This is a genomic window from Streptomyces sp. NPDC060232, from assembly GCF_042726555.1.
Taxonomy (GTDB): Bacteria; Actinomycetota; Actinomycetes; order Streptomycetales; family Streptomycetaceae; genus Streptomyces.
Genome location: NZ_JBHXAG010000017.1, coordinates 112456 through 133971, shown reverse-complemented (window position 1 = coordinate 133971; position 21516 = coordinate 112456). Strand labels below are relative to the sequence as shown.

At 69.9% G+C, this 21516-nt stretch carries 19 protein-coding genes and 3 pseudogenes; 8 read left to right on the top strand and 14 right to left on the bottom strand.

Going from position 1 to position 21516, the window contains the following annotated elements; translation table 11 throughout:
- Positions 1–57: 57 nt before the first annotated feature.
- From ACFWFZ_RS24045 to ACFWFZ_RS24020, 6 genes are all read right to left on the bottom strand, one after another.
- On the bottom strand, positions 58–1770 hold the full coding sequence (locus ACFWFZ_RS24045; RefSeq protein ID WP_387124870.1) for a carbohydrate-binding module family 20 domain-containing protein: 1713 nt from the start codon (positions 1768–1770) through the stop codon (positions 58–60).
- Positions 1771–3243: 1473 nt separating this feature from the next.
- A complete protein-coding gene (locus ACFWFZ_RS24040; protein WP_387124869.1) occupies positions 3244–4248 on the bottom strand; it encodes a LacI family DNA-binding transcriptional regulator in 1005 nt (334 codons plus the stop codon).
- On the bottom strand, positions 4245–5894 hold the full coding sequence (locus ACFWFZ_RS24035) for a glycoside hydrolase family 13 protein (RefSeq protein WP_387124868.1): 1650 nt from the start codon (positions 5892–5894) through the stop codon (positions 4245–4247). Before ACFWFZ_RS24035 ends, ACFWFZ_RS24040 begins: the two co-directional genes overlap by 4 nt.
- Positions 5895–5945: 51 nt before the next feature.
- Complete coding sequence (locus tag ACFWFZ_RS24030; RefSeq protein ID WP_387124867.1) at positions 5946–6788, bottom strand: sugar ABC transporter permease; 843 nt, start codon at positions 6786–6788, stop codon at positions 5946–5948.
- Between the two features lie 2 nt (positions 6789–6790).
- The gene (locus ACFWFZ_RS24025) at positions 6791–7837 is read right to left on the bottom strand and encodes a carbohydrate ABC transporter permease (protein ID WP_387124866.1); all 1047 of its coding nucleotides are present in this window, start codon (positions 7835–7837) and stop codon (positions 6791–6793) included.
- A gap of 7 nt (positions 7838–7844) precedes the next feature.
- Positions 7845–9116, bottom strand: a complete 1272-nt coding sequence (locus tag ACFWFZ_RS24020) for an extracellular solute-binding protein (RefSeq protein ID WP_387124865.1) — start codon at positions 9114–9116, stop codon at positions 7845–7847.
- Positions 9117–9338: 222 nt separating this feature from the next.
- Between ACFWFZ_RS24020 and ACFWFZ_RS24015 the strand changes: the two genes are divergently transcribed.
- The 3 genes from ACFWFZ_RS24015 to ACFWFZ_RS24005 all read left to right on the top strand — a co-directional run bounded on the left by ACFWFZ_RS24015 (position 9339) and on the right by ACFWFZ_RS24005 (position 13542).
- A complete protein-coding gene (locus ACFWFZ_RS24015) occupies positions 9339–11513 on the top strand; it encodes an alpha-amylase family glycosyl hydrolase (protein WP_387124864.1) in 2175 nt (724 codons plus the stop codon).
- A 26-nt stretch (positions 11514–11539) separates the two neighbouring features.
- The gene (locus ACFWFZ_RS24010) at positions 11540–12580 is read left to right on the top strand and encodes a LacI family DNA-binding transcriptional regulator (RefSeq protein WP_387124863.1); all 1041 of its coding nucleotides are present in this window, start codon (positions 11540–11542) and stop codon (positions 12578–12580) included.
- Positions 12581–12654: 74 nt separating this feature from the next.
- The gene (locus tag ACFWFZ_RS24005) at positions 12655–13542 is read left to right on the top strand and encodes a phosphatase PAP2 family protein (protein ID WP_387124862.1); all 888 of its coding nucleotides are present in this window, start codon (positions 12655–12657) and stop codon (positions 13540–13542) included.
- On the opposite strand, the gene ACFWFZ_RS24000 is transcribed toward ACFWFZ_RS24005, so the two are convergent.
- Complete coding sequence (locus tag ACFWFZ_RS24000) at positions 13539–14054, bottom strand: GNAT family N-acetyltransferase (protein ID WP_387124861.1); 516 nt, start codon at positions 14052–14054, stop codon at positions 13539–13541. The two genes, ACFWFZ_RS24005 and ACFWFZ_RS24000, sit on opposite strands and share 4 nt — an antisense overlap.
- A 308-nt stretch (positions 14055–14362) precedes the next feature.
- Here ACFWFZ_RS24000 and ACFWFZ_RS23995 point away from each other — a divergent pair.
- Positions 14363–14461, top strand: a pseudogene (locus ACFWFZ_RS23995) (IS630 family transposase); the annotation flags it as partial.
- A 49-nt stretch (positions 14462–14510) separates the two neighbouring features.
- Here the strand turns inward: ACFWFZ_RS23995 and ACFWFZ_RS23990 are convergent.
- The gene (locus ACFWFZ_RS23990; protein WP_387124859.1) at positions 14511–14909 is read right to left on the bottom strand and encodes a pyridoxamine 5'-phosphate oxidase family protein; all 399 of its coding nucleotides are present in this window, start codon (positions 14907–14909) and stop codon (positions 14511–14513) included.
- A gap of 174 nt (positions 14910–15083) precedes the next feature.
- On the opposite strand from ACFWFZ_RS23990, the gene ACFWFZ_RS23985 reads away from it, so the two are divergent.
- Positions 15084–15245 carry a hypothetical protein gene (locus ACFWFZ_RS23985; RefSeq protein WP_387124858.1) on the top strand — a complete coding sequence of 54 codons (162 nt, stop codon included), beginning with the start codon at positions 15084–15086 and terminating at the stop codon, positions 15243–15245.
- Between the two features lie 34 nt (positions 15246–15279).
- Here ACFWFZ_RS23985 and ACFWFZ_RS23980 read toward each other — a convergent pair whose 3' ends face one another.
- Together ACFWFZ_RS23980 and ACFWFZ_RS23975 are read right to left on the bottom strand one after the other, a co-directional pair.
- Complete coding sequence (locus tag ACFWFZ_RS23980; RefSeq protein WP_387124857.1) at positions 15280–15537, bottom strand: DUF397 domain-containing protein; 258 nt, start codon at positions 15535–15537, stop codon at positions 15280–15282.
- Complete coding sequence (locus ACFWFZ_RS23975) at positions 15534–16382, bottom strand: helix-turn-helix domain-containing protein (protein WP_387124921.1); 849 nt, start codon at positions 16380–16382, stop codon at positions 15534–15536. The genes ACFWFZ_RS23980 and ACFWFZ_RS23975 overlap by 4 nt, the downstream gene beginning before the upstream one ends.
- Before the next feature lie 92 nt (positions 16383–16474).
- Between ACFWFZ_RS23975 and ACFWFZ_RS23970 the strand changes: the two genes are divergently transcribed.
- Together ACFWFZ_RS23970 and ACFWFZ_RS23965 are read left to right on the top strand one after the other, a co-directional pair.
- Positions 16475–16957, top strand: coding sequence for an ATP-binding protein (locus ACFWFZ_RS23970; RefSeq protein ID WP_387124855.1), 483 nt, complete (start codon positions 16475–16477; stop codon positions 16955–16957).
- A gap of 201 nt (positions 16958–17158) precedes the next feature.
- The gene (locus tag ACFWFZ_RS23965) at positions 17159–18142 is read left to right on the top strand and encodes a helix-turn-helix domain-containing protein (RefSeq protein WP_387124853.1); all 984 of its coding nucleotides are present in this window, start codon (positions 17159–17161) and stop codon (positions 18140–18142) included.
- A gap of 35 nt (positions 18143–18177) precedes the next feature.
- Here the strand turns inward: ACFWFZ_RS23965 and ACFWFZ_RS23960 are convergent, their stop codons facing one another.
- Together ACFWFZ_RS23960 and ACFWFZ_RS23955 are read right to left on the bottom strand one after the other, a co-directional pair.
- Positions 18178–18501: a hypothetical protein gene (locus tag ACFWFZ_RS23960; protein WP_387124852.1), complete on the bottom strand. Its 324-nt coding sequence runs from the start codon at positions 18499–18501 to the stop codon at positions 18178–18180.
- 50 nt (positions 18502–18551) lie between these two features.
- Positions 18552–18762, bottom strand: a pseudogene (locus ACFWFZ_RS23955) (IS5/IS1182 family transposase); the annotation flags it as partial.
- Positions 18763–19021: 259 nt separating this feature from the next.
- Between ACFWFZ_RS23955 and ACFWFZ_RS23950 the strand changes: the two are divergent.
- Positions 19022–19906, top strand: a complete 885-nt coding sequence (locus ACFWFZ_RS23950) for a transposase family protein (protein WP_387124850.1) — start codon at positions 19022–19024, stop codon at positions 19904–19906.
- Here the strand turns inward: ACFWFZ_RS23950 and ACFWFZ_RS23945 are convergent.
- Together ACFWFZ_RS23945 and ACFWFZ_RS23940 are read right to left on the bottom strand one after the other, a co-directional pair.
- Positions 19794–20700: pseudogene (locus tag ACFWFZ_RS23945) on the bottom strand (IS1380 family transposase); the annotation flags it as partial. The gene ACFWFZ_RS23950 and the pseudogene ACFWFZ_RS23945 sit on opposite strands and share 113 nt — an antisense overlap.
- Positions 20701–20704: 4 nt before the next feature.
- Positions 20705–21504 (bottom strand): IS5 family transposase gene (locus ACFWFZ_RS23940; RefSeq protein WP_387124920.1). Its coding sequence is split into 2 segments (ribosomal slippage): positions 20705–21156 and positions 21156–21504, totalling 801 coding nucleotides; the frame shifts between segments, so codons are not numbered across the junction.
- Positions 21505–21516 lie beyond the last annotated feature (12 nt).

The following is a 21516-nucleotide window of genomic DNA, read 5'->3' as shown; positions in this document are numbered from 1 at the left end:
GAGTCCGGTGGATGGGGCAGGTGGTGCCGGGCGGCCCTGGTCTGTGGGGCGGGCGGCTCAGTTGCGCCAGGTGTCGGTCAGAGTGACCTTGCCGCTCGCGGGAACGGTGGCCGTACGGTTGGCGCCGCTCTCCCAGGTGACGTTCCCGGAGGCGTCCTTGCGGATGTACTTGTACGCGAAGGACGTGCCGGCCGGGAGCGTGACGTCGAGCTTCCACACGGGGTAGGCGGCCGGGTCCAGCTTGAGCGCGGCGCCGGTGTTCCAGCCGCCGAGTTCGGCGCGGTCGCCGGTGACGTAGATGTTCTGGCCCGGCACGGTGGTGGCGTTGACGGCGAAGGCGGCGCCGCCGGGGCCGGCGGGGGTGCCCGTGCAGGTACGGGCGTCGACGTGCAGGGCGAGGGCGGTCCCGGCGCCGAGCGTGGCGGTGAACTGGCCGCCGGAGCCGACGGTGACGGTGCGCCCGCTCTGCACGTCGCAGTAGTCGCCGGCGGGGAGCGAGGTCTGGAAGGTCCGGGTCAGGGCCGAGCCCTCGTGGTTGATCGCGACGTAGGCCTTGGAGCCGCGTCCGAAGGCGATCTGGTCGCCGCCGTTGTCCCACCAGTTGCCGACGGCCTGTCCGCGGGCCGCGTTGCGGAAGCCGACCATGGAGGAGATCTCCCGCCAGGCGTGCTGGCACTTCCACCCGTCGGAGTAGCAGGCGTTGACCGTGCCGCCGTTCGGCGGGCCGGCGTCCTTGTCGGTCCACTCGTAGCCGGAGTGCACGTCCGGGGATCCGTACGGCCAGGCCAGGGCGAACACGCTGGCGAGGGTGTAGGCGGAGCCGTCCTTGTAGGTGAGCGTGTCGCCGACGCGCTCGGTGTCGTGGTTGTCGACGAAGACGCCGCTCTGGGCGGAGGGCATGTACCCCCACGCCTCGCCGAAGTTCTTCAGGTAGGCGAGGTTCTCGCTGTGGAAGACGCGCTTGAGGTCCCGGGCGTACCGGAACTCCTGCACGTCGCCGTTGCCGAGGTACTCGCTCGGCAGGACGGCTTCCCCGGCTCCGAAGATGGCCTCCTGCTTCCAGTAGACCGAGGGGTTCGTCAGCCGGGACTTGATGTTGGCGAGGTCGGCGGCGGGCATGTGCTTGGCGGCGTCGATGCGGAAGCCGTCGACGCCCAGCGAGAGCAGGTCGTTGAGGTAGCCGGCGATCCGGCCCCGCACGTAGTCCTCGCCCGTGTCCAGGTCCGCGAGCTGCACGAGCTCGCAGTTCTGGACGTTGCCGCGGTCCTGGTAGGTGGAGATCGTCGCCCGGCAGTCGTCCATGTCGGCGCCCGAGTAGATCCCCGGGTAGTTGTACTTCGTGTACGAACTGCCGCCCGTCCCGGTGAGGGTGGCGCCCGGGTCCGCCGGGCCCGCCATGTGGTTGACGACGGAGTCGACGACGACCTTGACGCCCGCGGCGTGACAGGTGTCGACCATGGCCTTGAAGGCCGTACGGTCGCCCAGCCGCCCTGCGATCTTGTAGCTGACGGGCTGGTACGAGGTCCACCACTGACTGCCCTGGACGTGCTCCTGCGGGGGCGAGACCTGCACGTACCCGTACCCGGCGGGTCCGAGGGAATCGGTGCAGGCCTTGGCGACGGAGTCGAAGCGCCACTCGAAAAGGACGGCGGTCACGTCCTTCTCGCCGGGGGGCGCGGCGGCGGCCTGTGGGGCGACGGCGGTGAGGGTGGCGGCGGCAAGTGCGGTGGCGGTGAAAAGAGTTGCAGCTCTGGCAGCTCTGACAGGCATGCGGGGTCCTCCTGGCGGGAGAGGTGGGGATTGGAGCGACCGTAGGTGCCAGGTAGGAGGCCTGCAAGAGTTTGCGCAAGAGATTGCAGAATTGTTTCCGAGGCGTGTCCCGCCGGGCAGTCGCCTCGACTGGGGCCCCTGAAGGGCGAGTTCACCGCTCAGCGAACGACCGGGCCGGCCCTTCGCCGATAGTTGGATACAGCTACAGCTCCTCCACCCCCACAGCTCCCCCGCTCCTGGTCGGCGGCCGCCCACCCGCCCCCAGGCGCGGCGCGGCCGCACACGGCGGTAGCTGGTGGGGGCGGACGGGGGGGTGGACGGGGGCGCGGGGTGGCTTCGGGAGCGGTGTCCGTGCTGGGCGGTATCAGAGACGTCCTGGGGGTTTCCCGTCTGTCCCATCGTCTGTCCGTGTCGGGCCGGTCCCTCAAGGGCGCTCGTTCCTCGCGTCGCTTCGCGATGTCGCTGCGCTCCACCCTTGACCGACCGTCCCGCCACGGACATCCGAAAGACTGCCGGGAAGCCCCCAGAAGAACGGGCCAGGTGCTCCTTTTCAGGGACGGGGCGGCCAGCGCTGCGCGGGCGGAGCCCAGGGCGCCTCACATCGCTACGCGCTCCTGCCGGACGGCGCCTGCGAGCCCCTTGGGCTGGGCATAAGCCGCCTCAGATCGCTACGCGCTTCTCCATCACGCGCCCGCGGGCCTCTGTGACTGGACATAGGCCGCCACTCATCGCTACGCGCTCCCCGACGACCGCGTCCGACCCTTGTTCGGGGCTGGGAGAGGCGCCATCGAGAGGCGGGAGGGCGATCCATCGGCTCAGCCGATGCCAACCCCCATCAAGACCACGGCGAGATCCCACTCACCGGTACAGACTGGGGCAATTAGGTCGAATTTCAGGCTCTTCGGGGCGCGCACCCGCGCAGACATGGATTGGCATCGCTTCAGCCGTCGTCTAGCGCTTTTCCTCCCCACGTGAAGGCCGGACCCCGTCCGCGAGGAACGCGGAAAGCTTTCTGCGACTGATGGCCAGCCACCGACGGATCGCAGACGCGGTCATCGAGAAGCGCGTAGCGATCTGGGGCGGCCTATGCCCAACCCAACAGGCTTGCAGACGCGGTCGTCGAGGAGCGCGTAGCGATGCCCAGCCACAGGGGTTCGCGGACGCCGTCCGGCAGGAGCGCGTAGCGATGTGACGCGTCCCCGGGCTCCGCCCGCGCATCGCTGGCCGCCCCGTCTCGGTCTCGTGACAGCCCGGCCCGTTCCTCTGGGGGCTTCCCGGCAGTCTTTCGGATGTCCGGGGCGGAACGGTCGGTCAAGGGTGGAGCGCAGCGACATCGCGAAGCGACGCGAGGAACGAGCGCCCTTGAGGGACCGGCCCGACACGGACATCCGATGGGACAGACGGGAAACCCCCAGACCATCCCTGATCCCGCCCAGCGCGGACCCGCTCCCGAAGCCCCCGACCGCCCCGCCCCTAACCCGGCACCTGGCCCGTCGAGCCTCGCACCACCAGTTCCGGCTGGAAGACGTACTCCGTGCGCTGGACCGGGGTCCCGGAGACCGCCTCCAGGAGGGCGCCCACCGCGGCCGTCGCCATCGCCCGTACCGGCTGGCGGACCGTCGTGAGCGGCGGGTCGGTGAAGGCGATCAGCGGCGAGTCGTCGAAGCCGACCACCGACACGTCCTGCGGCACCCGCAGGCCCCGCTCGCGCACGGCTCTTATCACCCCGAGCGCCATCGGGTCGCTGCCGCACACGATGCCCGTGCAACCGCGGTCGAGGAGGGCGCCGCCTGCGGCGTGCCCGCCCTCGACCGTGAAGAGGGTGCGCTGGATCCGCCCCTTGTCCTCCGCGTCCGGTACGACGGACCGGAAGCCCTGCTCCTTGCGGGCCGAGGGCACGTAGCGGGTCGGCCCGATGGCCAGTCCGATCCGTTCGTGCCCGAGGTCCTGCAGGTGCCGTACGGCCATCTCGGCGGCCGCGCGGTCGTCCGGGGAGATGAAGGGGGCGGTCACGTGCTCGTTGAAGCCGTTGATCATCACGAACGGCAGCCCCCGGGAGGCGAGGCGCTGGTAGCGGGCCGGGTCGGCGTGGGTGTCCGCGTGCAGCCCCGACAGGAAGACGATGCCGGTGACACCCCGCTCCTCCAGCTGCTCCACCAGTTCGTCCTCGGTGGCCCCGCCCGGTGTCTGGGTGCACAGCACCGGCGTGTAGCCGTGCCCGGCCAGGGCCTGTTCGATGACCTGGGCGAACGCCGGGAAGATCGGGTTGGTCAGCTCGGGGATGAGCAGTCCGACCAGGCCGTTGCTGCGGCGCTTGAGCCGGACGGGCCGCTCGTAGCCGAGCAGGTCCATCGCGGCCAGCACCTTGTGCCGGGTGCCGGCCGCGACGCCCGCCTTGCCGTTGAGCACACGGCTGACCGTCGCCTCGCTGACCTGGGCCTGCGCGGCGATGTCCGTCAGCCGGAGAGGGGAGGTCACCCCGACGTCACCTGCCACCACACCGTGGTGTCGGCCGGCAGCACGCCGCCCTCGACCGTCGCGCCGCTGGACAGCAGGGCCTCGCCGGCGACGGGGAACCGTACCGCCGTGCCGGTGGTGTTGGCGGTGCACAGGAAGTCCCCGCGGCGGAAGACCAGGACGCCTTCGGGAGCCTCCTGCCAGTCCACCGAGTCGCCCGCGCCCAGTTCCGGGTGCTCGCGGCGCAGCCGCAGGGCCGTCCGGTACAGCTCCAGGGTGGAGGAGGGGTCGCCGGTCTGCGCCTCCACGCTCAGCTCCGCCCAGGAGTCGGGCTGCGGGAGCCAGCTGCCGCCGGTACCGAAGCCGTACGGGGCCTCGGTACCCGACCACGGGATGGGCACCCGGCAGCCGTCGCGGAAGCCGTCCTGTCCCGCCGCGCGGAAGAACGACGGGTCCTGGCGCACCTCGTCCGGCAGGTCGGTGACGTCGGGCAGGCCGAGCTCCTCGCCCTGGTAGACGTACGCCGAACCGGGCAGCGCCAGCATCAGCAGGGTCGCCGCGCGGGCCCGCCGCAGACCGAGCTCGCGGTCGCCGGGCTCGCGCAGCTGGGTGCCGAGGCCGGCGGGATTGGCGTAGCGGGTGGCGTGGCGGGTGACGTCGTGGTTGGACAGCACCCAGGTGGTGGGGGCGCCGACCGGGCGCATCGCGGCCAGTGAGCCGTCGATGACCTCGCGCAGTGCGTCCGCGTCCCAGTCGGCCGTCAGGTACTGGAAGTTGAAGGCCTGGTGCATCTCGTCGGGGCGCACGTAGCGGGCGGTGCGCTCGACGGTCGGGGTCCAGGCCTCGGCGACCAGGACGCGGTCGCCCTCGTACTCGTCGAGGATGCGGCGCCAGGAGCGGTATATCTCGTGGACGCCGTCCTGGTCGAAGAAGGGCATGACGTCGTTGCCGAGCAGCTTGAGCTGGTCCCTGGCGCCGAGGTCGGGCAGGCCGGGCGCCTTGACCAGGCCGTGGGCGACGTCGACGCGGAAGCCGTCGGCGCCGAGGTCGAGCCAGAAGCGCAGGATGGAGCGGAACTCGTCCCTGACGGCCGGGTGCTCCCAGTTGAAGTCGGGCTGCTCGGGTGCGAAGAGGTGCAGGTACCACTCGCCGTCCGCGACCCGGGTCCACGCGGGCCCGCCGAAGATCGACTCCCAGTCGTTGGGCGGCAGTTCGCCGTCCTCGCCCTTGCCGGGACGGAAGTGGAAGCGCTCCCGCAGCCGGGAACCGGAACCTTCGCGCAGTGCCTGCTTGAACCATTCGTGCTGGTCGGAGCAGTGGTTCGGGACGAGGTCGACGATGATGCGCAGGCCCAGGCCATGGGCCTCGCGGATCACGGCGTCGGCGTCGTGCAGGGTGCCGAACATGGGGTCGATGGCCCGGTAGTCGGCGACGTCGTAGCCGGCGTCGGCCTGCGGGGAGGCGTAGAAGGGGCTGAGCCAGACGGCGTCGACGCCCAGCTCCTTGAGGTAGGGCAGGCGGCTGCGGATGCCTTCGAGGTCCCCCATGCCGTCCCCGTTGGAGTCGGCGAAGCTGCGCGGATAGACCTGGTAGATCACCGCGTCTCTCCACCAGCCGGGCGTGGTGCCGGTGGTGGTGGGAAGTGCGTCGGCGAGGTGCTGGGTCATGTCGTCCTTGGAGAGATCGGGCCGGGAGGTGGAACGGGCAGGCTCGGGTGGTCAGCCCTTGGTGGCGCCTGCCGTCATCCCGGCGACGAGGTGACGCTGGGCGAATACGAAGAAGATCGCCGCGGGGATGGCGATGAGGACCGAGGCGGCGCTCATGGCACCCCAGTTGGAGGTGTACTGGGTGACGAAGGTCTGCAGGCCGCCGGCCAGGGTGAGGTTCTCCTCGCCGACCATGAAGGCGGAGGCGTACGCGACCTCGCCCCAGGCGGTGATGAAGGCGTAGAAGCCGGTGACGGCGAGGCCGGGCTTGGCGAGCGGGAGGATCAGCCGCCAGAAGGTGCCGAAGGGGTTGAGTCCGTCGACGCGGCCGGATTCGTCGATCTCGACGGGGATGGTGTCGAAGAAGCCCTTCATCATCCATGCGCAGAACGGCACGGCGATGGTGAGGTAGGTGATGATCAGGCCGACGGGCTGGTTGAGCAGCCCGAGCTGTCCCATCAGGTTGTAGAGCGGGACGATCAGGATGGCCATGGGGAACATCTGCGTGATGAGCAGGGTCCACATGAGCGGCCTCATGCCGGGGAACTTGAAGCGGCTGACCGCGTATCCGGTGGTGGCGGCGATGAAGACACCGAGGACGGTGGTGACGCCGGCGACCAGGACGGAGTTGAGGAACCAGTCGAGGAAGTGGCTCGACTCCAGCAGGTACGTGTAGTTGCTGAGCGTGGGTTCCTTGACGAAGTCCGTGGTGATCGCGTGCTGCGCGGGCTTGAGCGAGGTCAGCAGGATCCACAGGACCGGGAAGACGGCGATGACGGACGCGACGACGAGTGTCGCGTGCAGGCCGACGGAGGCGAGCGGGGAGCGGCTGCCCCGGGTACGCGTGCTGGTCATGGTCACCACACCTCTCCCTGCTTGCGCAGCGAGCGCCGGTAGACCAGCGCGAAGATCATGAGCAGCAGGAGGATCAGTACGCCCCACGTCGCGGAGACGGCGAAGTCGCGCGGGCTCGTGATGAAGGCCTCCCGGAAGGCCTGGGTCACCAGGATCTCGGTGGAGTCTCCCGGTCCGCCCCGGGTGAGCAGGAAGATCACCGGGAACATGTTGAAGGTCCAGATGGTGGAGAGCAGGATGACGGTCATGCTCACCGTGCGCAGTCCGGGCAGGGTGATGTGCCGGAAGCGCTGCCAGGCGGTGGCGCCGTCCATCTCGGCGGCCTCGTACAGCTCGCCGGGTATCGACTGCAGGCCGCCGAGGAGGGCGACCATCATGAAGGGGATGCCCAGCCAGACGTTGACGGCGATGACCGAGAACTTGGCCCAGGTCGGGTCGTCGAGCCACGGCACGGCGGCGATGCCGCCGCCGTCGAGGACCTTGTTGAGGATGCCGTTGTCGCGGTTGAAGAGGAACCGCCAGGCGAAGACGGAGACGAAGCCGGGCACGGCCCAGGGCAGGATGAGCGCCATGCGGTAGGCGGCGCGGCCCCGGAACTGCCGGTTCAGCATGTTGGCGAGGGTCAGTCCGAGCACGAACGTGATGGACACGCACGCGACGGTCCAGACCACCGTCCACACCAGCCGCTGCAGGAACACCGGGTCGCCGAGCACCGCCGTGTAGTTGTCGAGTCCGATGAACTCGTACGTGGCGTCGATGTGGCGGGCGCCGATGTCACGGGCGACGTTGCGCTCGTTGGCGTCGGTCAGCGACAGGTAGACGCCGCGGACGAGCGGCCAGCCGATGATCACGCCGAGGACGAGCACGACCGGGGCGACCATGGCCCAGGCGTACCAGTGGGTGGCGAGGGCGCGCCTCAGGCCACCGGTGTTACGGGTGTTCCCTGTGTTCCCGCTGTCAGTCCAGCGGCTCCGGCCGCGGCCGGCGGAGTCGTTCCCGACTCCGCCGTCCGCGGCCTTCACCACCGACTGGCTGGTGTCAGCAGCCATCGTTTCGTTACTTCCAGCCCTTGAGGATCTTGCGGAACTCGATGCCGGCCGCCTTGGCCGCGTCCTCCGGGCTCGACGCCCCGGTGATCGCCTTGGTGTATTCGACCTTCAGCGGCTCGAAGAGGGAGCCGTTCTCCGGGATCCAGGCGCGCTCGACGGCCTTGTCCACGGCCGGCTTGAAGAACTGGACCATCTCGCTGCTCTTGACGTCCGGCTGCTCGTAGGCGGCCGTACGGGTCGGCAGCAGGCTCAGTTCCTTGGCGGACTGGACCTGGACCTCCTGGGAGGTCATGTACTCGACGAAGGCGTGGGCGGCGGCGCGGTTCTTCGAGCCGGCGTAGACGCCGAGGTCGTGGCCGCCCTGGGGGGCGCCGGCCTTGGCCGAGCCGGCCGGGACGGCGGCGATGCCGAGGTTGGCCTTGTCCTTGAACTGGTCACCGGCGTAGGTGTCGGCGACGGCCCACGGACCGTTGATCATCATGGCGGCCTCGCCCGTCTTGAAGGCCGTCTGCATGTTGGCGTAGCCGTCGGTGGCGTTGGTGACCGCCGCACCCGAGGTGACCAGGTCGCGGGCCGTCTTGAAGGCCTTGACGCCCGCCTCGTTGTCGACGGTGACGGTCTTGTTCTTCGCGTCGACGAGGTCGCCGCCCTCGCCGTAGATCAGCGGGAGGAACCAGTAGGAGTCGTCGCCGCGCAGGTAGAGAGCGGCCTTGCCGGTCTTCGCCTTGATGGCCTCGGCGGCCGTCTTCAGCTCCGCCAGCGTCTTGGGGGGCTCGACGCCGGCGTCGGCGAGCATCTTCTTGTTGTAGAAGAGGCCGAGGGTGTCGATGACCTGCGGCACGGCGTAGGTCTTGCCCTCGTACTTGCCGCTGGCCGCGGCCTGCGGCAGGAACTCGCTGTCTACCTTCTTCGCCATGTCCGCCGGGACCTCGTCGAGGTAGCCGAGGGAGGCGAAGTCCGCGACCCAGCCGACATCGGCGCGGATCACGTCAGGCGCGTCGGAGCCGCTGCTGAAGGCGTTCTTGACCTTGTTCTGCGCGTCGCCGTACGGGACGTTGACGTACTTGACGGTCACCTTCGGGTGCTTCGCCGTGAACGCCTCGGCGATCTTCTGGAAGCTCGCCTTCTCGGCGTCGTTCGCGGTGTCCCACCACGTGACCGTGCCGGAAAGCTCGCCGCCGGCGTCGGTCCCGCCGTCGCCCTTGTCTTCACCGCCGCAAGCCGTCGCCGCGAGCGCCAGGGCCGCGACCAGCGCGGTGGCCGCTATGCCACGCCGCATATGAACTCCTTCGATGATCCCGGCCGCGCCCTCGCGGTCCCGAGTTGCCAGGAACGTAACAAGACTGAAAGAGGACCGAAAGGGCTTGCGCAAACTTTCTGCAAGCGGAGGCGATCGTTACACCCGTGTGTCCGTACGGTTGCCGCAGCTTGCTGTTAGTTCGAGTCGTCTTCGACTGCCCGGGCCCGCAACCAGGGGGCATGTCGCCGCGTTGACACCGATATGACCCACGAGTCGACGGCCGTCGGCCTTGCAAGCGCTTACAGCAACGCGACGACTGCGAGCGGTGACTGGTGGCGCGATGCCGTCATTTACCAGGTGTACGTACGCTCCTTCGCCGACAGCGACGGCGACGGGATCGGCGACCTGCGCGGCGTCCGCTCCCGCCTGCCCCACCTCGCCCGCCTCGGGGTCGACGCCGTGTGGCTCACCCCGTTCTACGTCTCGCCGCAGGCGGACGGCGGCTACGACGTCGCCGACTACCGGGCCGTCGACCCGCTCTTCGGCGACCTCGCCGACGCCGACGAGCTCGTCCGCGCCGCCCATGAGCTGGGGCTGCGGGTCATCGTGGACGTGGTGCCGAACCACACCTCCGAGCAGCACCCGTGGTTCCGGGCCGCGCTCGCCGGGGAGCCGGGGGCCCGGGAGCGCTACCTCTTCCGCCCCGGGCGGGGCGCGGACGGGAGCCTCCCGCCGAACGACTGGGAGTCGGTCTTCGGCGGCCCGGCCTGGACCCGCGTCGCGGACGGCGAGTGGTACCTGCACCTCTTCGCCCCGGAGCAGCCGGACCTCGACTGGACCCACCCCGAGGTCACGGCGGAATTCGACTCGGTCCTCCGCTTCTGGCTCGACCTGGGCGTCGACGGCTTCCGCATCGACGTCGCCCACGGCATGGTCAAGGCCGACGGGCTGCCGGACATCGGGCGCGGCGCCCAGGCCACGCTGATCGGCACCGAGCCGCTGCCGTTCTTCGACCAGGACGGGGTCCACGAGATCCACCGCTCGTGGCGGCGGCTGCTCGACTCCTACGAGGGATCGCGCATCGGGGTCGCCGAGGCGTGGGCCCCGTCCTCGGAGCGGCTCGCCCTGTACGTGCGACCGGACGAGCTCCACCAGGCCTTCAACTTCCGCTTCCTGAACTGCCCGTGGGACCCGGCGGCGATGCGGACCGTGATCGACGAGTCCCTGGCCGCCACCACCTCGGTCGGCGCCCCGACCACGTGGGTGCTGTCCAATCACGACGTCGTCCGCCATGTCACCCGCTACGGCGGCGGGGCGCAGGGCCTGGCCCGCGCCCGCGCGGCGGCCATGCTGATGCTGGCCCTCCCCGGCTCGGCCTACCTCTACCAGGGCGAGGAACTGGGCCTCCCGGAGGTCACCGCCCTCCCCCCGGAATCCCGCCAGGACCCGGCCTTCCGCCGCGGACGCCGCCCGCAGATCCCCGTCCCCGCGGGCGAACCCGCCCCCGGATCGGGGCCCACGGCCCCCGGGATCATCGCCCCCCGCCCCGGCGAACCCACCACTCGGGAACCGGCCGAGCAGGGCGGGGGGCGGCCGGAGACCGGGACGGGCGCCGCGAACGGGCGGACCTGGCCGAAGGCCGCGGCAAGCAGCCGACCGCAAGCCGCACTGCACATCACCCCGGAGGCGAACGACCGCACTCGGCCGCAGGCCGAAACCGACACCGGGCCCGCGCCCGACCCGCAGGGGAACGGCCCCGCACGGCCGCAGGCCGAAACCCGCACCGGGCCGCAAGCCCACGCGCGCTCCGGGCCGCAGCCCGCGACCGGCACCGAGCCCGCGCCCGACCCGCAGGGGAACGGCCCCGCACGGCCGCAGGCCGAAACCCGCACCGGGCCGCAGGCCCACGCGTGCTCCGGGCCGCAGCCCGCGACCGGCTGCGGGCCCGCGCCCGATCCGCAGACCGCACCGGAGGCAGAGGCAGAGGCGGAGGCGGAGGGACAGGACGGGTTGCGTGACGGCTGTCGCGTGCCCATCCCGTGGGCGGGGGCCGAGCCCCCGTACGGGTTCGGGCCCGCCGGCAGCTGGCTGCCGCAACCCCCCGAGTGGGCCGGCCTCAGCGTCGCCGCCCAGACCGGCGACCCCCACTCCACGCTGGAGCTCTACCGCGCCGCCCTGGAACTGCGCCGGGCCATGCCCGGACTGGGCGCCGCCGAGGCCGGCCCGTCCCCCGAACCCCGCGGAGTGCGCTGGCTCCCCTCCCCCGACGGAGTCCTCCTCTTCACCCGCCCCGGCTTCGCCTGCACCCTCAACACCCGCCCCGAGCCCGTCGAACTCCCCGCGCCCGGTCGCCCCGTACTCTCCAGCGCCCCCGTCGACACCGACGGCCGCACCGTCCGTCTTCCCCCGGATTCGTGCACGTGGTGGGCATTTTGACGTGGCGGCCGGTACAGTCCAATCCCGTGACCGCACGGCTAGCCGACATCGCAGCCCAGGCGGGGGTCAGCGAAGCCACAGTCAGCCGCGTGCTCAACGGCAAGCCCGGTGTGGCCGCGGGCACCCGCGAGTCCGTGCTGGCCGCGCTCGACGTCCTCGGCTACGAACGCCCCGTACGGCTGCGCCAGCGCAGCGCCGGCCTCGTCGGACTGATCACGCCCGAGCTGGACAACCCCATCTTCCCGGCGCTCGCCCAGGTCATCGGCCAGGCGCTGACGCGCCAGGGGTACACCCCCGTGCTGGCCACGCAGACGCCCGGCGGGTCCACCGAGGACGAGCTGACCGAGATGCTCGTCGACCGCGGGGTCTCCGGGATCATCTTCGTCTCCGGCCTGCACGCCGACACCACGGCCGATATGGGCCGCTATGACCAACTTCGCGGGCAAGGTGTCCCGTACGTCCTGATCAACGGCTTCTCCGACAAGGTGCAGGCTCCCTTCGTCTCCCCCGACGACCGTGCCGCGATGCACCTCGCCGTCACCCACCTCGCCGCGCTCGGCCACACCCGGATCGGCCTCGCGGTCGGACCGAAGCGGTTCGTACCGGTCCTGCGCAAGATCGAGGGCTTCCGTGCCGGGATGAAGGAGCGCCTCGGACTCGACGAGGCCGAGACCGAGGAACTGATCCAGCACAGCCTCTACTCTCTCGAAGGCGGCCAGGCCGCCGCGTCCGCGCTGATCGCGCGCGGCTGCACGGCGGTGGTGTGCGCCAGCGACATGATGGCGCTCGGCGCGATCCGCGCGGCCCGCCAGCGGGGACTGCGGGTGCCCCAGGACGTCTCCGTCGTCGGTTTCGACGACTCCCCTCTCATAGCGTTCACCGACCCGCCGCTGACCACCATCCGGCAGCCCGTGCAGGCGATGGGGCAGGCGGCGGTGCGGACCCTGCTGGAGGAGATCGGCGGTACGCCGGCCCCGCACAGTGAGTTCGTGTTCCTGCCGGAACTGGTGGTGCGCGGCTCCACGGCCTCGGGCCCCGGGCAGCGGCGCGCTCCGTCTGCTACCTGAGAGGGACCGGCTGCGCCGAAGACCGTCCCGAGGGATGATCGGAGGGGAGGGCTCATCTGGCAGACTCTCTCCCCATGGGTGAATCGAGCGTGAAGACACTGGAAACCCGGACGGACGTCTCCTCACCCGCAGCGGTCGAGACCGAGACCCGCCCGGAGTCGGACCGCGCCCTGATCTCGCGGCTGCGCGCCCCGCGCCGGCCGCGGATCTGGTTCGAGATCCTGCTGATCGCGGTCAGCTACTGGACCTACTCGCTGATCCGCAACGCGGTGCCCGAGCAGAAGTCGATCGCCCTCGCGAACGCCGACTGGATCTGGAGTGTCGAGCGGACCCTCGGCATCGCCGTCGAGCAGTCGGTCAACCACGCCGTCAATTCCGTGACGTGGCTGATCGTGGGCATGAACTACTACTACGCCACGCTCCACTTCGTCGTGACCATCGGCGTGCTGGTGTGGATCTACCGCTTCCATCCGGGCCGTTACGCCGCCACGCGCCTGGTCCTCTTCGCGACCACCGGCGTCGCCCTGGTCGGCTACTACTTCTATCCGCTCGCGCCGCCCCGGCTGATGAACGGGCAGAACTTCATCGACACCGTGCTGGTCCACCAGACCTGGGGCTCCATGGCCTCGGGGAACCTCAAGCACATGTCGAACCAGTACGCTGCGATGCCGTCCATGCACATAGGGTGGTCGCTGTGGTGCGGGCTGACGATCTTCGCGGTCGCCTCGGCCCCCTGGGCCCGGATCCTGGGCCTGCTCTACCCGACGGCGACCCTCGTCGTCATCGTGGCCACCGCCAACCACTTCTGGCTCGACGCCGTCGGCGGCATGATCTGCCTGGCCTTCGGCTACACCGTCTCGCGCACCTGGTACGGCGCGATGCCGCACCGCCTGCCCCGCCACCCCGAGCACACGGGCCCGCACCCGGCGTCGCAGATACTGAACCGCTTCCGCACCCGCTAGGACGGCACGGGGCTCGTGCGCCCGTACTCGACCTGGGCCAGCGGCTGCCCGTCGCCGAAGTCGTAGGTGCGGGTGGCGCCGCTCTCGGTGAAACCGGCCTTGGTGTAGAAGCGCCGTGACTGGGGGGTGTCGCGCAGCGTCCACAGGTGAGCACGGGCGAACCCGGCGCCGCGCAGGTCCTCCAGCGTTCCCGTCATGAGCACGGCGGCGGCGCCGCTGCCCCAGCTGTCGGGGTGGCTGTAGAAGGAGAGGATCTCGGCGAAGCCCGGCCGGGTCGAGGACGGGCGGTGGACGGACAGGGCCACCGGCCGGCCGCCCTCCCTTTCGACCAGCAGGATCGTGGAGTCCTGCTCCGCGAGCCGTGCGTGCCAGCGAGTACGCCTGCCGGCGATCCCGTCCGCGGCGAACCCGGGATCGAAGAAGGGCGCGTACGCCGCCTCCCAGGCGGCGGCATGGATCTCGCCGAGGACGTCCCCGTCGTAGGGGCCTGCGCGACGAACCGTGAACGTCATTTCCACCGCCTGTTGATCCGTTCCAGGGCCTCGGTGAGCTTACGGACGTAAGCCTGGTCCGTGAGGATCCGTACCCCGGCGACGGGCGGCTGAGCCGTTCCCGCTGCGCCAGGATCCGGCGCACCAGCGGCGCCGCCGAGCGGGACGGGGCGCCGACCTCCCCGCGGCGGCGGACCGCCTCCTGCACCGACAGGCCCGGCCGGCCCGCCCAGGCCGCGTCCATCTCGGCAAGCAGCACCGGTAGGCATGCTCCGGGTCGCCGGTGATCCGCCAGTCGCGTACGCGGCGTAGGCCGCGTGTCCACGCTCCCGGCGACGGAGTTCACCCTGGCCAACTCGAACCATCCCGACCACACGGTTCAGACCCGGTCCCTGCACGCCTACCTGCGCTGGCGCAACAAGAAGGCATCCGCTGGGGCTGGCGCGCACTCGTGAGCTTCGAAATCGGTATCCGAACCTACCAAGACCGATCCTGCAGCCTAGGAGGACGGTCGGGCACAAACCGCACCATCTTCGTAGCCGGATCCTCCAACGGCTCGGAGAATCGTGCCGGCCAGAGATCCACCGGCCCGAGGTACTTACCCAACTTCCTTACCGCCCGTGCCCGGTCAAGCGCCACTGTTTCGGCGCTCCCCCGGCACGTCACGGAGAACACCTCCCCCGTGGTCGGCTCACATGTATCCACGACCAGTGCCATGCGCGGATCTTCGGCGATGACCCGCTCCAGCCTGGAGTATGCGCCCGTAAGCCACCAGAATGCCCCCTCCTCCCAGATGAACCACACCGGGCGGACGGAGGGGCACCCGGTTGCCACACGGGCGACAAGGGGGCGGGCCAAGAATTCGTTCACGTCCATCGCGGCAATGTAGCGGCGCGCCGCCGGGCGCAGTGTCGCAGAGTGGTTCGAGATGGACACCCGGGCGGGCCAGTGTCCTGAAATGATCAAGCGTGAACGCTCCGAGTACCGCCCAGCCCGACCGATCGGCCCGGTGAACCTACGCGGTCACAGCACCAGCCGTCCCTTCGAGGCATGAGGGGAGGTCCGGCCGAGGGCTTCGGCGATCAGGTCGGTGTGCGGGGCGACGGCTCCCCCGGCCTGCAAGACCGCGTGGTCGATGTCCAGCTGGTGTGCGTGCCGTCGCAGGCGGCCTTGCCCACGACGGCCCAGCACCACAGCTCGGGCCGCCGGTAGCGGAAGACGGCCCTGGTGGCGAATCCGAGTCGGATCACGCGACGGCGTGAGCGACGAAACCGGTCCAGGCGTCCGGGGTGACGACGAGGCGGGCGCCCGCGGGACGCCTGGAATCCCGGATCAGGACGGTGCCCGGGGTGTGGGCGACCTCGATGCAGTCGGGCCCGTCGTTGGTGCTGTAGCTGCTCTTGGTCCAGGCGACCTCGACGCACTCCGGCCCATCATTGGTGCTGTAGCTGCTCTTCACCCACGTCAGCGCGGAGGGGCCCTCGCCCGACGGCTTGATGCTCATGTCTCCCCCAGAACCTTCTCGATGAACGTCAGCGATTCGCGAGGCGTCAGAGCCTGTGCTCGGATCATGCCATAGCGCATGTCCAGGATCTGGACCTCTTTGGGGTCAGTGATCAGCCGACTGACCAACTGAACTTCGTTGTGCCCGAGCGTCGTTCCATCCCTCAGACGCATCAACTGGAGCGATCCGGCGAGACCGGCGTGCTCCTCGACGGCCGTGGGCATCACTTGGATCTCGACGTGCCGCAGTCTGCCCACCTCAAGCAGGTGCTCCAGTTGGCGGCGCAACACCATCCTGCCCCCGATGGGCCGTCGAAGCACTGCCTCTTCCTGCACAACGGTCAGCAGAGGGCCTGAGCTTTGACCGAGAACCTTCTGCCGGTGCATACGAGCGGCGACGAGGCGTGCCACCTCCTCCTCCGGAAAGGCGGGACGCCGCAGCCCGTACAGGGCACAGGCATACTCCTCCGTCTGTAGGAGCCCATGCGCGACGATGTTGGCGTACGCTCCGATCTCCACCGCCTGGGACTCCAACTTGGCCAGATCTCGAACCTTCTTGGGATAGCGGGCCCTTTCGATGTCCGCCTTCATGGCGGCGATTTTCCCGCCCGCCCCAAGGACCTCGTCCGCCTTGTCCAGGAACTCCGGGCGCGGAATACGGGCTCCGCGTTCGATCTTGTAGATCAGGTTCGCCCCGTAGCCCATCCGCTCACCGAACTTGGCCCGGTCAAGGCCTGCCGCCTCCCGCCACATCTTCAACTGGCGTCCCACCGTGGCGATGACCGCCCCGGATTCGTCCTCCGGGTCGAGTTCCCAGCTCGACTCGTCGGCGCCGTCCGTGTTCACATCCGCCTCCCCTTGGACCGCGAGGACACCACGGGACAGCTCTGGACAGCCGTCGTACACAGCATCCTCAACTCTGTTCAGCGTACGCACGGATGGCCACGCTGAGTCACGTGAATCAGGAAATCTCCCTCGTCGCCACACTCCCCTCCACCCCGCGCGGCGCCCGCGCCGCACGCGCGCTCACGGTGGCCCAACTCATGCAGCGAAAGCTTCCGTTCGAGGACGCGGCGCAGGTCGTCGCCGAGCTCGCCGCCAATGCCGTGACCCACGGCCGGGTGCGCGGGCGGGACTTCCGGCTCGCGCTGCGACTCGCTCCCGGGCCTACGCTCCGTGTCGAAGTGTCGGACACACGGCGGGAGTTCACCCCGCCCACGATCCCCGGGGCGCCGGACACCGAGGCGGAGTCGGGGCGGGGGCTGGTGCTGGTGTCCGCGCTCGCCGCGCGGTGGGGGACGGATCACGGGCCTGCGCCGCTGAAGACGGTGTGGGCGGAAATTGATGTGGCGGGTCCGATTTCACCGGATCGAGGTTTCCACGACCCGGTGGATCAATATTCGGTGGAGCACGAAGCATAAAGACTAGAGAACCGGAGGATATGACCTTCCAAACCTCCCCCTCCCCTCTCACCCGGTCGGGTGAATCACCTCAACCGGGCTGGCGTGCAAGGCAATTCGCCGGGCATTCTGACTCCCGACAACCCCATAACGCATTCGGCCCCCGGCCGGGACGGCAATCCCGGGCGAGGGCCTGACCACAGCGGAAGCAGTACCTTCCCCATGGCTGACCAGCAGCTTAGCGCGCTTGCGCGCGTCCCGTCGGGAATCCGACACGTCAACCACGACCACCGCCACGGCTACGTGAAGATCGGCAATCACCTCGCGCAGCACCGCGAGCTGAGCATGGCGGCGATCGGCCTGGCCACGCACATCCAGTCTCTCCCGACCGGCGCCAAGGTGACCATCAAGGCCCTTGCCGGACGCTTCCCCGAGGGCGAGGTCCGGATCGCCGCCGCCCTGCGCGAACTGGAGCGGCACGGCTACCTGGCCCGCGTCCGGGAGCGCCTCCCGTCGGGGCACGTCGTGACCAGCACGATCTCGTACAACAACCCGGCCGCGATGGCCGACGCGACCCGGGCGCGGCTGCTCACGCCCCGGCGGTCCGAGCCGCAACCCGACCCTCGGCCGGTCCCGGACCGGGCCCCGGAGCGCGAACCGGAACCGGGCCCGGAACCGGAGCCCGAGCCGCATCCGGAACCGGATCCATCCCTGGAATCCGCGCCCGACCCGGAAGCCGGAGCGGCGGCCCGCCCGGAGGCCGAAACGGAGACCGGCCCCGGAGCGGGGTCCGCGCCCGAGACCGAACCGGTCGTGCCGGGCGTCGAGTTGGAGGCGCGAGAACTCCTGGCCCGGCTGCGGCTGCGCGATCCGCGGCTGCTGCTGTCCGAGCGCGACACCGTACGGCTGGCGCCCGCCGCGGCCGAGTGGCTGGGGCGCGGGCTGACCCCGAGCGCCGTCGTAGCGGCCCTTACGCGCTCGCTTCCCTCGGTGCCGATCCACTCGCCCGCCGCGCTGCTCGCCCACCGCCTGCGGGAACTCCTGCCGCCCCGCCTGCCGGACGCGCAGGCACCCCCGCCGGCAGGCCCGGACCGCACCGTCCACCCCCTCCGCACCTGCGACGGCTGCGATCTCGCCTTCCGCTCCCCCGCCCCCGGCCTCTGCCGCACCTGCGCCCCACCAGCGACGGCCACCGCCGCCGCCTGAGCCGCTCGGCCCGCGGCGCGGGCTGAGCGCTCATCTCATTTGGTGCCGGGTAGGTTCCTTGACACGAGCAGAGCGAACTGGTGCAACCGCTGGCAGTACTGGACTGCTGCAACGTCTTTGATCTCGGAGATGACTCGGTCCAGGTCCGCGATGCGGCTCTGCAGGAGGATGCTGTTCTTCGGGTCGAGAGTGCCGTTGTTGTCGAGCCAGCGAAGAACACAGCCAGCGATGTCCAGGTCGATGAGCCACACGTCTGTGCCCCCGAAGGTGGCACGTCGCAGGCTGTCCGGGAATGGCTCTTGGCAGAATTCCTGCCAGAGACGATCCGTGGTCCGCACCTGCTCAGTCGATTCGCTCACTTGAGCCATTCTGCAGTAGCCGTGGAGACGGTTTGACGTTCGTCTTCATTCGACCCGAATTTTCCCTTGTGGACAGGATTCGGACCCGTCAGATCACCTCTTCCGGGCCCCGCATGTTCACCGAGTCGACGCGCAGCGGGACCAGTCCAGCTCGCCTCGGGCGCGGAGTTCGTCGAGGGCGGCCAAGCGGTGGAGCTTGGCCCACACCCGGGCCTTCCTCCACTCGGACCGACGGTGGGCTGTCGCACCCGACGGCCCGAACAGCGCCGTGGGCGACTGAGGTTGATCCCTGGGAGTGGACATCGGGTTTCGTGCGACGAGTGACAGCGTACGTGACGTGATCAGTTGTTGTTCGAACTCGGCTGGTGTGCGGTCAGGGGCGTTTCAGAGTCCCGGTGATCACGTGAGTCCGCAGGTCGCGGCGATGCAGAGTCAGGGCCGGGCCGGGCCGTCACGAACGCAACGAAGCTCCAGTTGAACGGGTGACCTTCCCAAGTCGCCTCGTTCCACCGGAGCTTCGATGTGTCGTCAGTCTGCCACCGTCTGCCTGGTCAAGTCGCCTGCTCTGGACGGCGTGGCGGAATTGTCGCTGGTGGAGCGGTTGCGGCTGTTCCCCGATCCGCGTCGGCGTCGAGGGGTGCGTCACCCGTTCGTGGCGGTGCTGCTGGTTGCCGCCTCGGCGGTGGTGGCCGGCGCACGCTCGTATGCGGCCATGGGCCAGTGGTCCGCCAGCGCACCGCAGCACGCCCTGGCCCGGCTGGGTGCCCGGGTGGTGGGGGCGTTGAGCGTGCGGGTCGCACCGAGTGCCGCCACGATTCGGCGCATCGTCGGCCTGGCCTGCCCCGGCGGCCTGGCCGATCTGAGCGCTGATCCTGCCGGCTCGGACTCGGGGGCAATCGATGGCAAGGCCGCCCGCGGCTCCCGGCACGGCCAGACGCCCGCCGCCCACCTGCTGGCCGCGATGACCGGCGACGGCCGAACCGTCACCCAGCTGCGGGTCCCCGACAAGACCAATGAGATCACCTGCTTCGCCGCGCTGCTGGCGCCCTTCGACCTGATGGGGGTCACGGTCACGGCCGACGCCCTGCACACCCAGCGCGCCCACGTGCGCTTCCTGGTGGAGGAGAAGAAGGCGCACTACCCTCGCCGTTTCGGTTGGGGTGATGAGACGTCGCTGATCGTCTGCTGCCAGGTGGGCGAGGTGACTTTGTTGCCTGGGCATGGCGGAGTTCCGGCGCGGTGGTCGGGTTCTCCAGGGTCCTTCGGGTCGTGGGCGGTCAGGGGTTTGCTGGTCAGCTGGCGGGCCGGGGCAGTGCGGCGAGGCGGTGGAAGGCCGTGGCCAGTTCGTTTCTCCAGGGCCAGGTCTGCGATATCCGCAAGCGCAGTCGTCGACCGCCCCTGGTGAGCCGGGCGGCGACGTGCAGCAGCCGGTATCGGAGCTTCTTCGGCTCGGCAGCGGCCAGCTCCCCGTCCAGCAGCAGGACGCGCGTCCAGGCCAGCAGATCGATCGCCGTGAGGCTGAGTTCGAACCAGACGGCGTTGATGTCGAAGTGGCGGGAGGGGAAGCGGCCGAAGCCGGTGGTCTTGCCGCACCGGATGTGGTCCTCGACGGTGGCGTGCCCGCGGTGGCGGACCTCCAGGAACTGGGCGGAACAACCATTGGAGTAGGGACTGTCGGTGAGGAACACCTGGTGCCGCAGGCCCTCGTCCTGGTCGAACAGGGAGAGTTGGGCGCCGGGGTGTGGTCGCTCGCGGCGCACGATGATGCGCGTGCCGGCCGGATAGCCGGTCAGCTCGACCATCCCGGTCAGCTCGGCGACCTCGGCGCCGGCACGGAGCGATCCGTCCTGGTCCAAGGCGGGATGCCAGAGGCGGTCGGGCATGGCTCGGATCGCGTGGCGGACAGGCTCGGTGACCGCGTATCCGACGGAGAAGAAGGTACGGATTCCTCGTTTCCGCACGTCCCGGATGTGGACGAGGAAGGCTTTCGCGGATCCGGCGCTGTCGGCGCGGACCAGGATATCGGTGCCGTGCCGGTGGGCGTCGGGGATCTGCGCGAGCGCCTGGTCGAGCACCGTGATGTGATCGGCGGCAGTGTTGGCTCCGGAGTTCCCGGGCCGCAGCCGTCCCGACACGGCCTCGCCGGTGTTCGCGAGGAAACACAGCAAGCGGGTGGAAGCCGAAGCCGCCCTTAGACGTCATCTCATTTGGTGAGTCTTCGGTACCAGATGAGGGTGCAGGCGATGCTGGTGAAGGCGAGGAAGTGTTCGGCTTTGCGTTCGTAGCGGCGGTGGAGTCGGCGGCAGCCGGCAAGCCAGGCCATGGTGCGTTCGATGGTCCAGCGGTGACGTCCCAGTCGCTGCGAGGACTCGATGCCTCTGCGGGCTATGCGGTGCTTGATGCCGCGCTGACGTAACCATTTTCGCAGGTGGGTGTAGTCGTATCCCTTGTCGGCGTGGAGCTTGCCGGGCTTGCGCCGTCGGCGTCCGCGGCGTGAACGGATGGGCGGTATGCCGCGGACGAGGGGCTCGAGGGCCTGACTGTCGTGCAGGTTCGCCCCTGAGATTCCGACGGACAGGGGTAGACCGGTCCGCTCCGTGATCAAGTGGATCTTCGACCCGTACTTGCCCCTGTCGACAGGATTCGGACCTGTCAGGTCCCCCTTTTCAGGGCCCTCATGTTGACGGAGTCGATAGCGCAGCGGGACCAGTCCAGCTCGCCGCGGGCGCCGAGCTCATCGAGGACCAGGCGGTGGAGCTTGGCCCACACTCGAGCCTTGCTCCACTCGGTAAACCGTCGGTGAGCTGTCGCTCCCGACGGTCCGAACGAGGCCGCGGGCAGCTGCTGCCAGGTACAACCCGAGGTCGCGACGAACACGATCGCCGCCAGTACCTCCCGGTCGCCGTGCCGGCGTCGGCCACCGCCCTGCGGCCGCGACGGCGCCTCCGGCACCACCCGCTGGAACAGCGCCCACAACTCATCCGGCACAAGCCGCTCAACAATCCCCGCCACGAC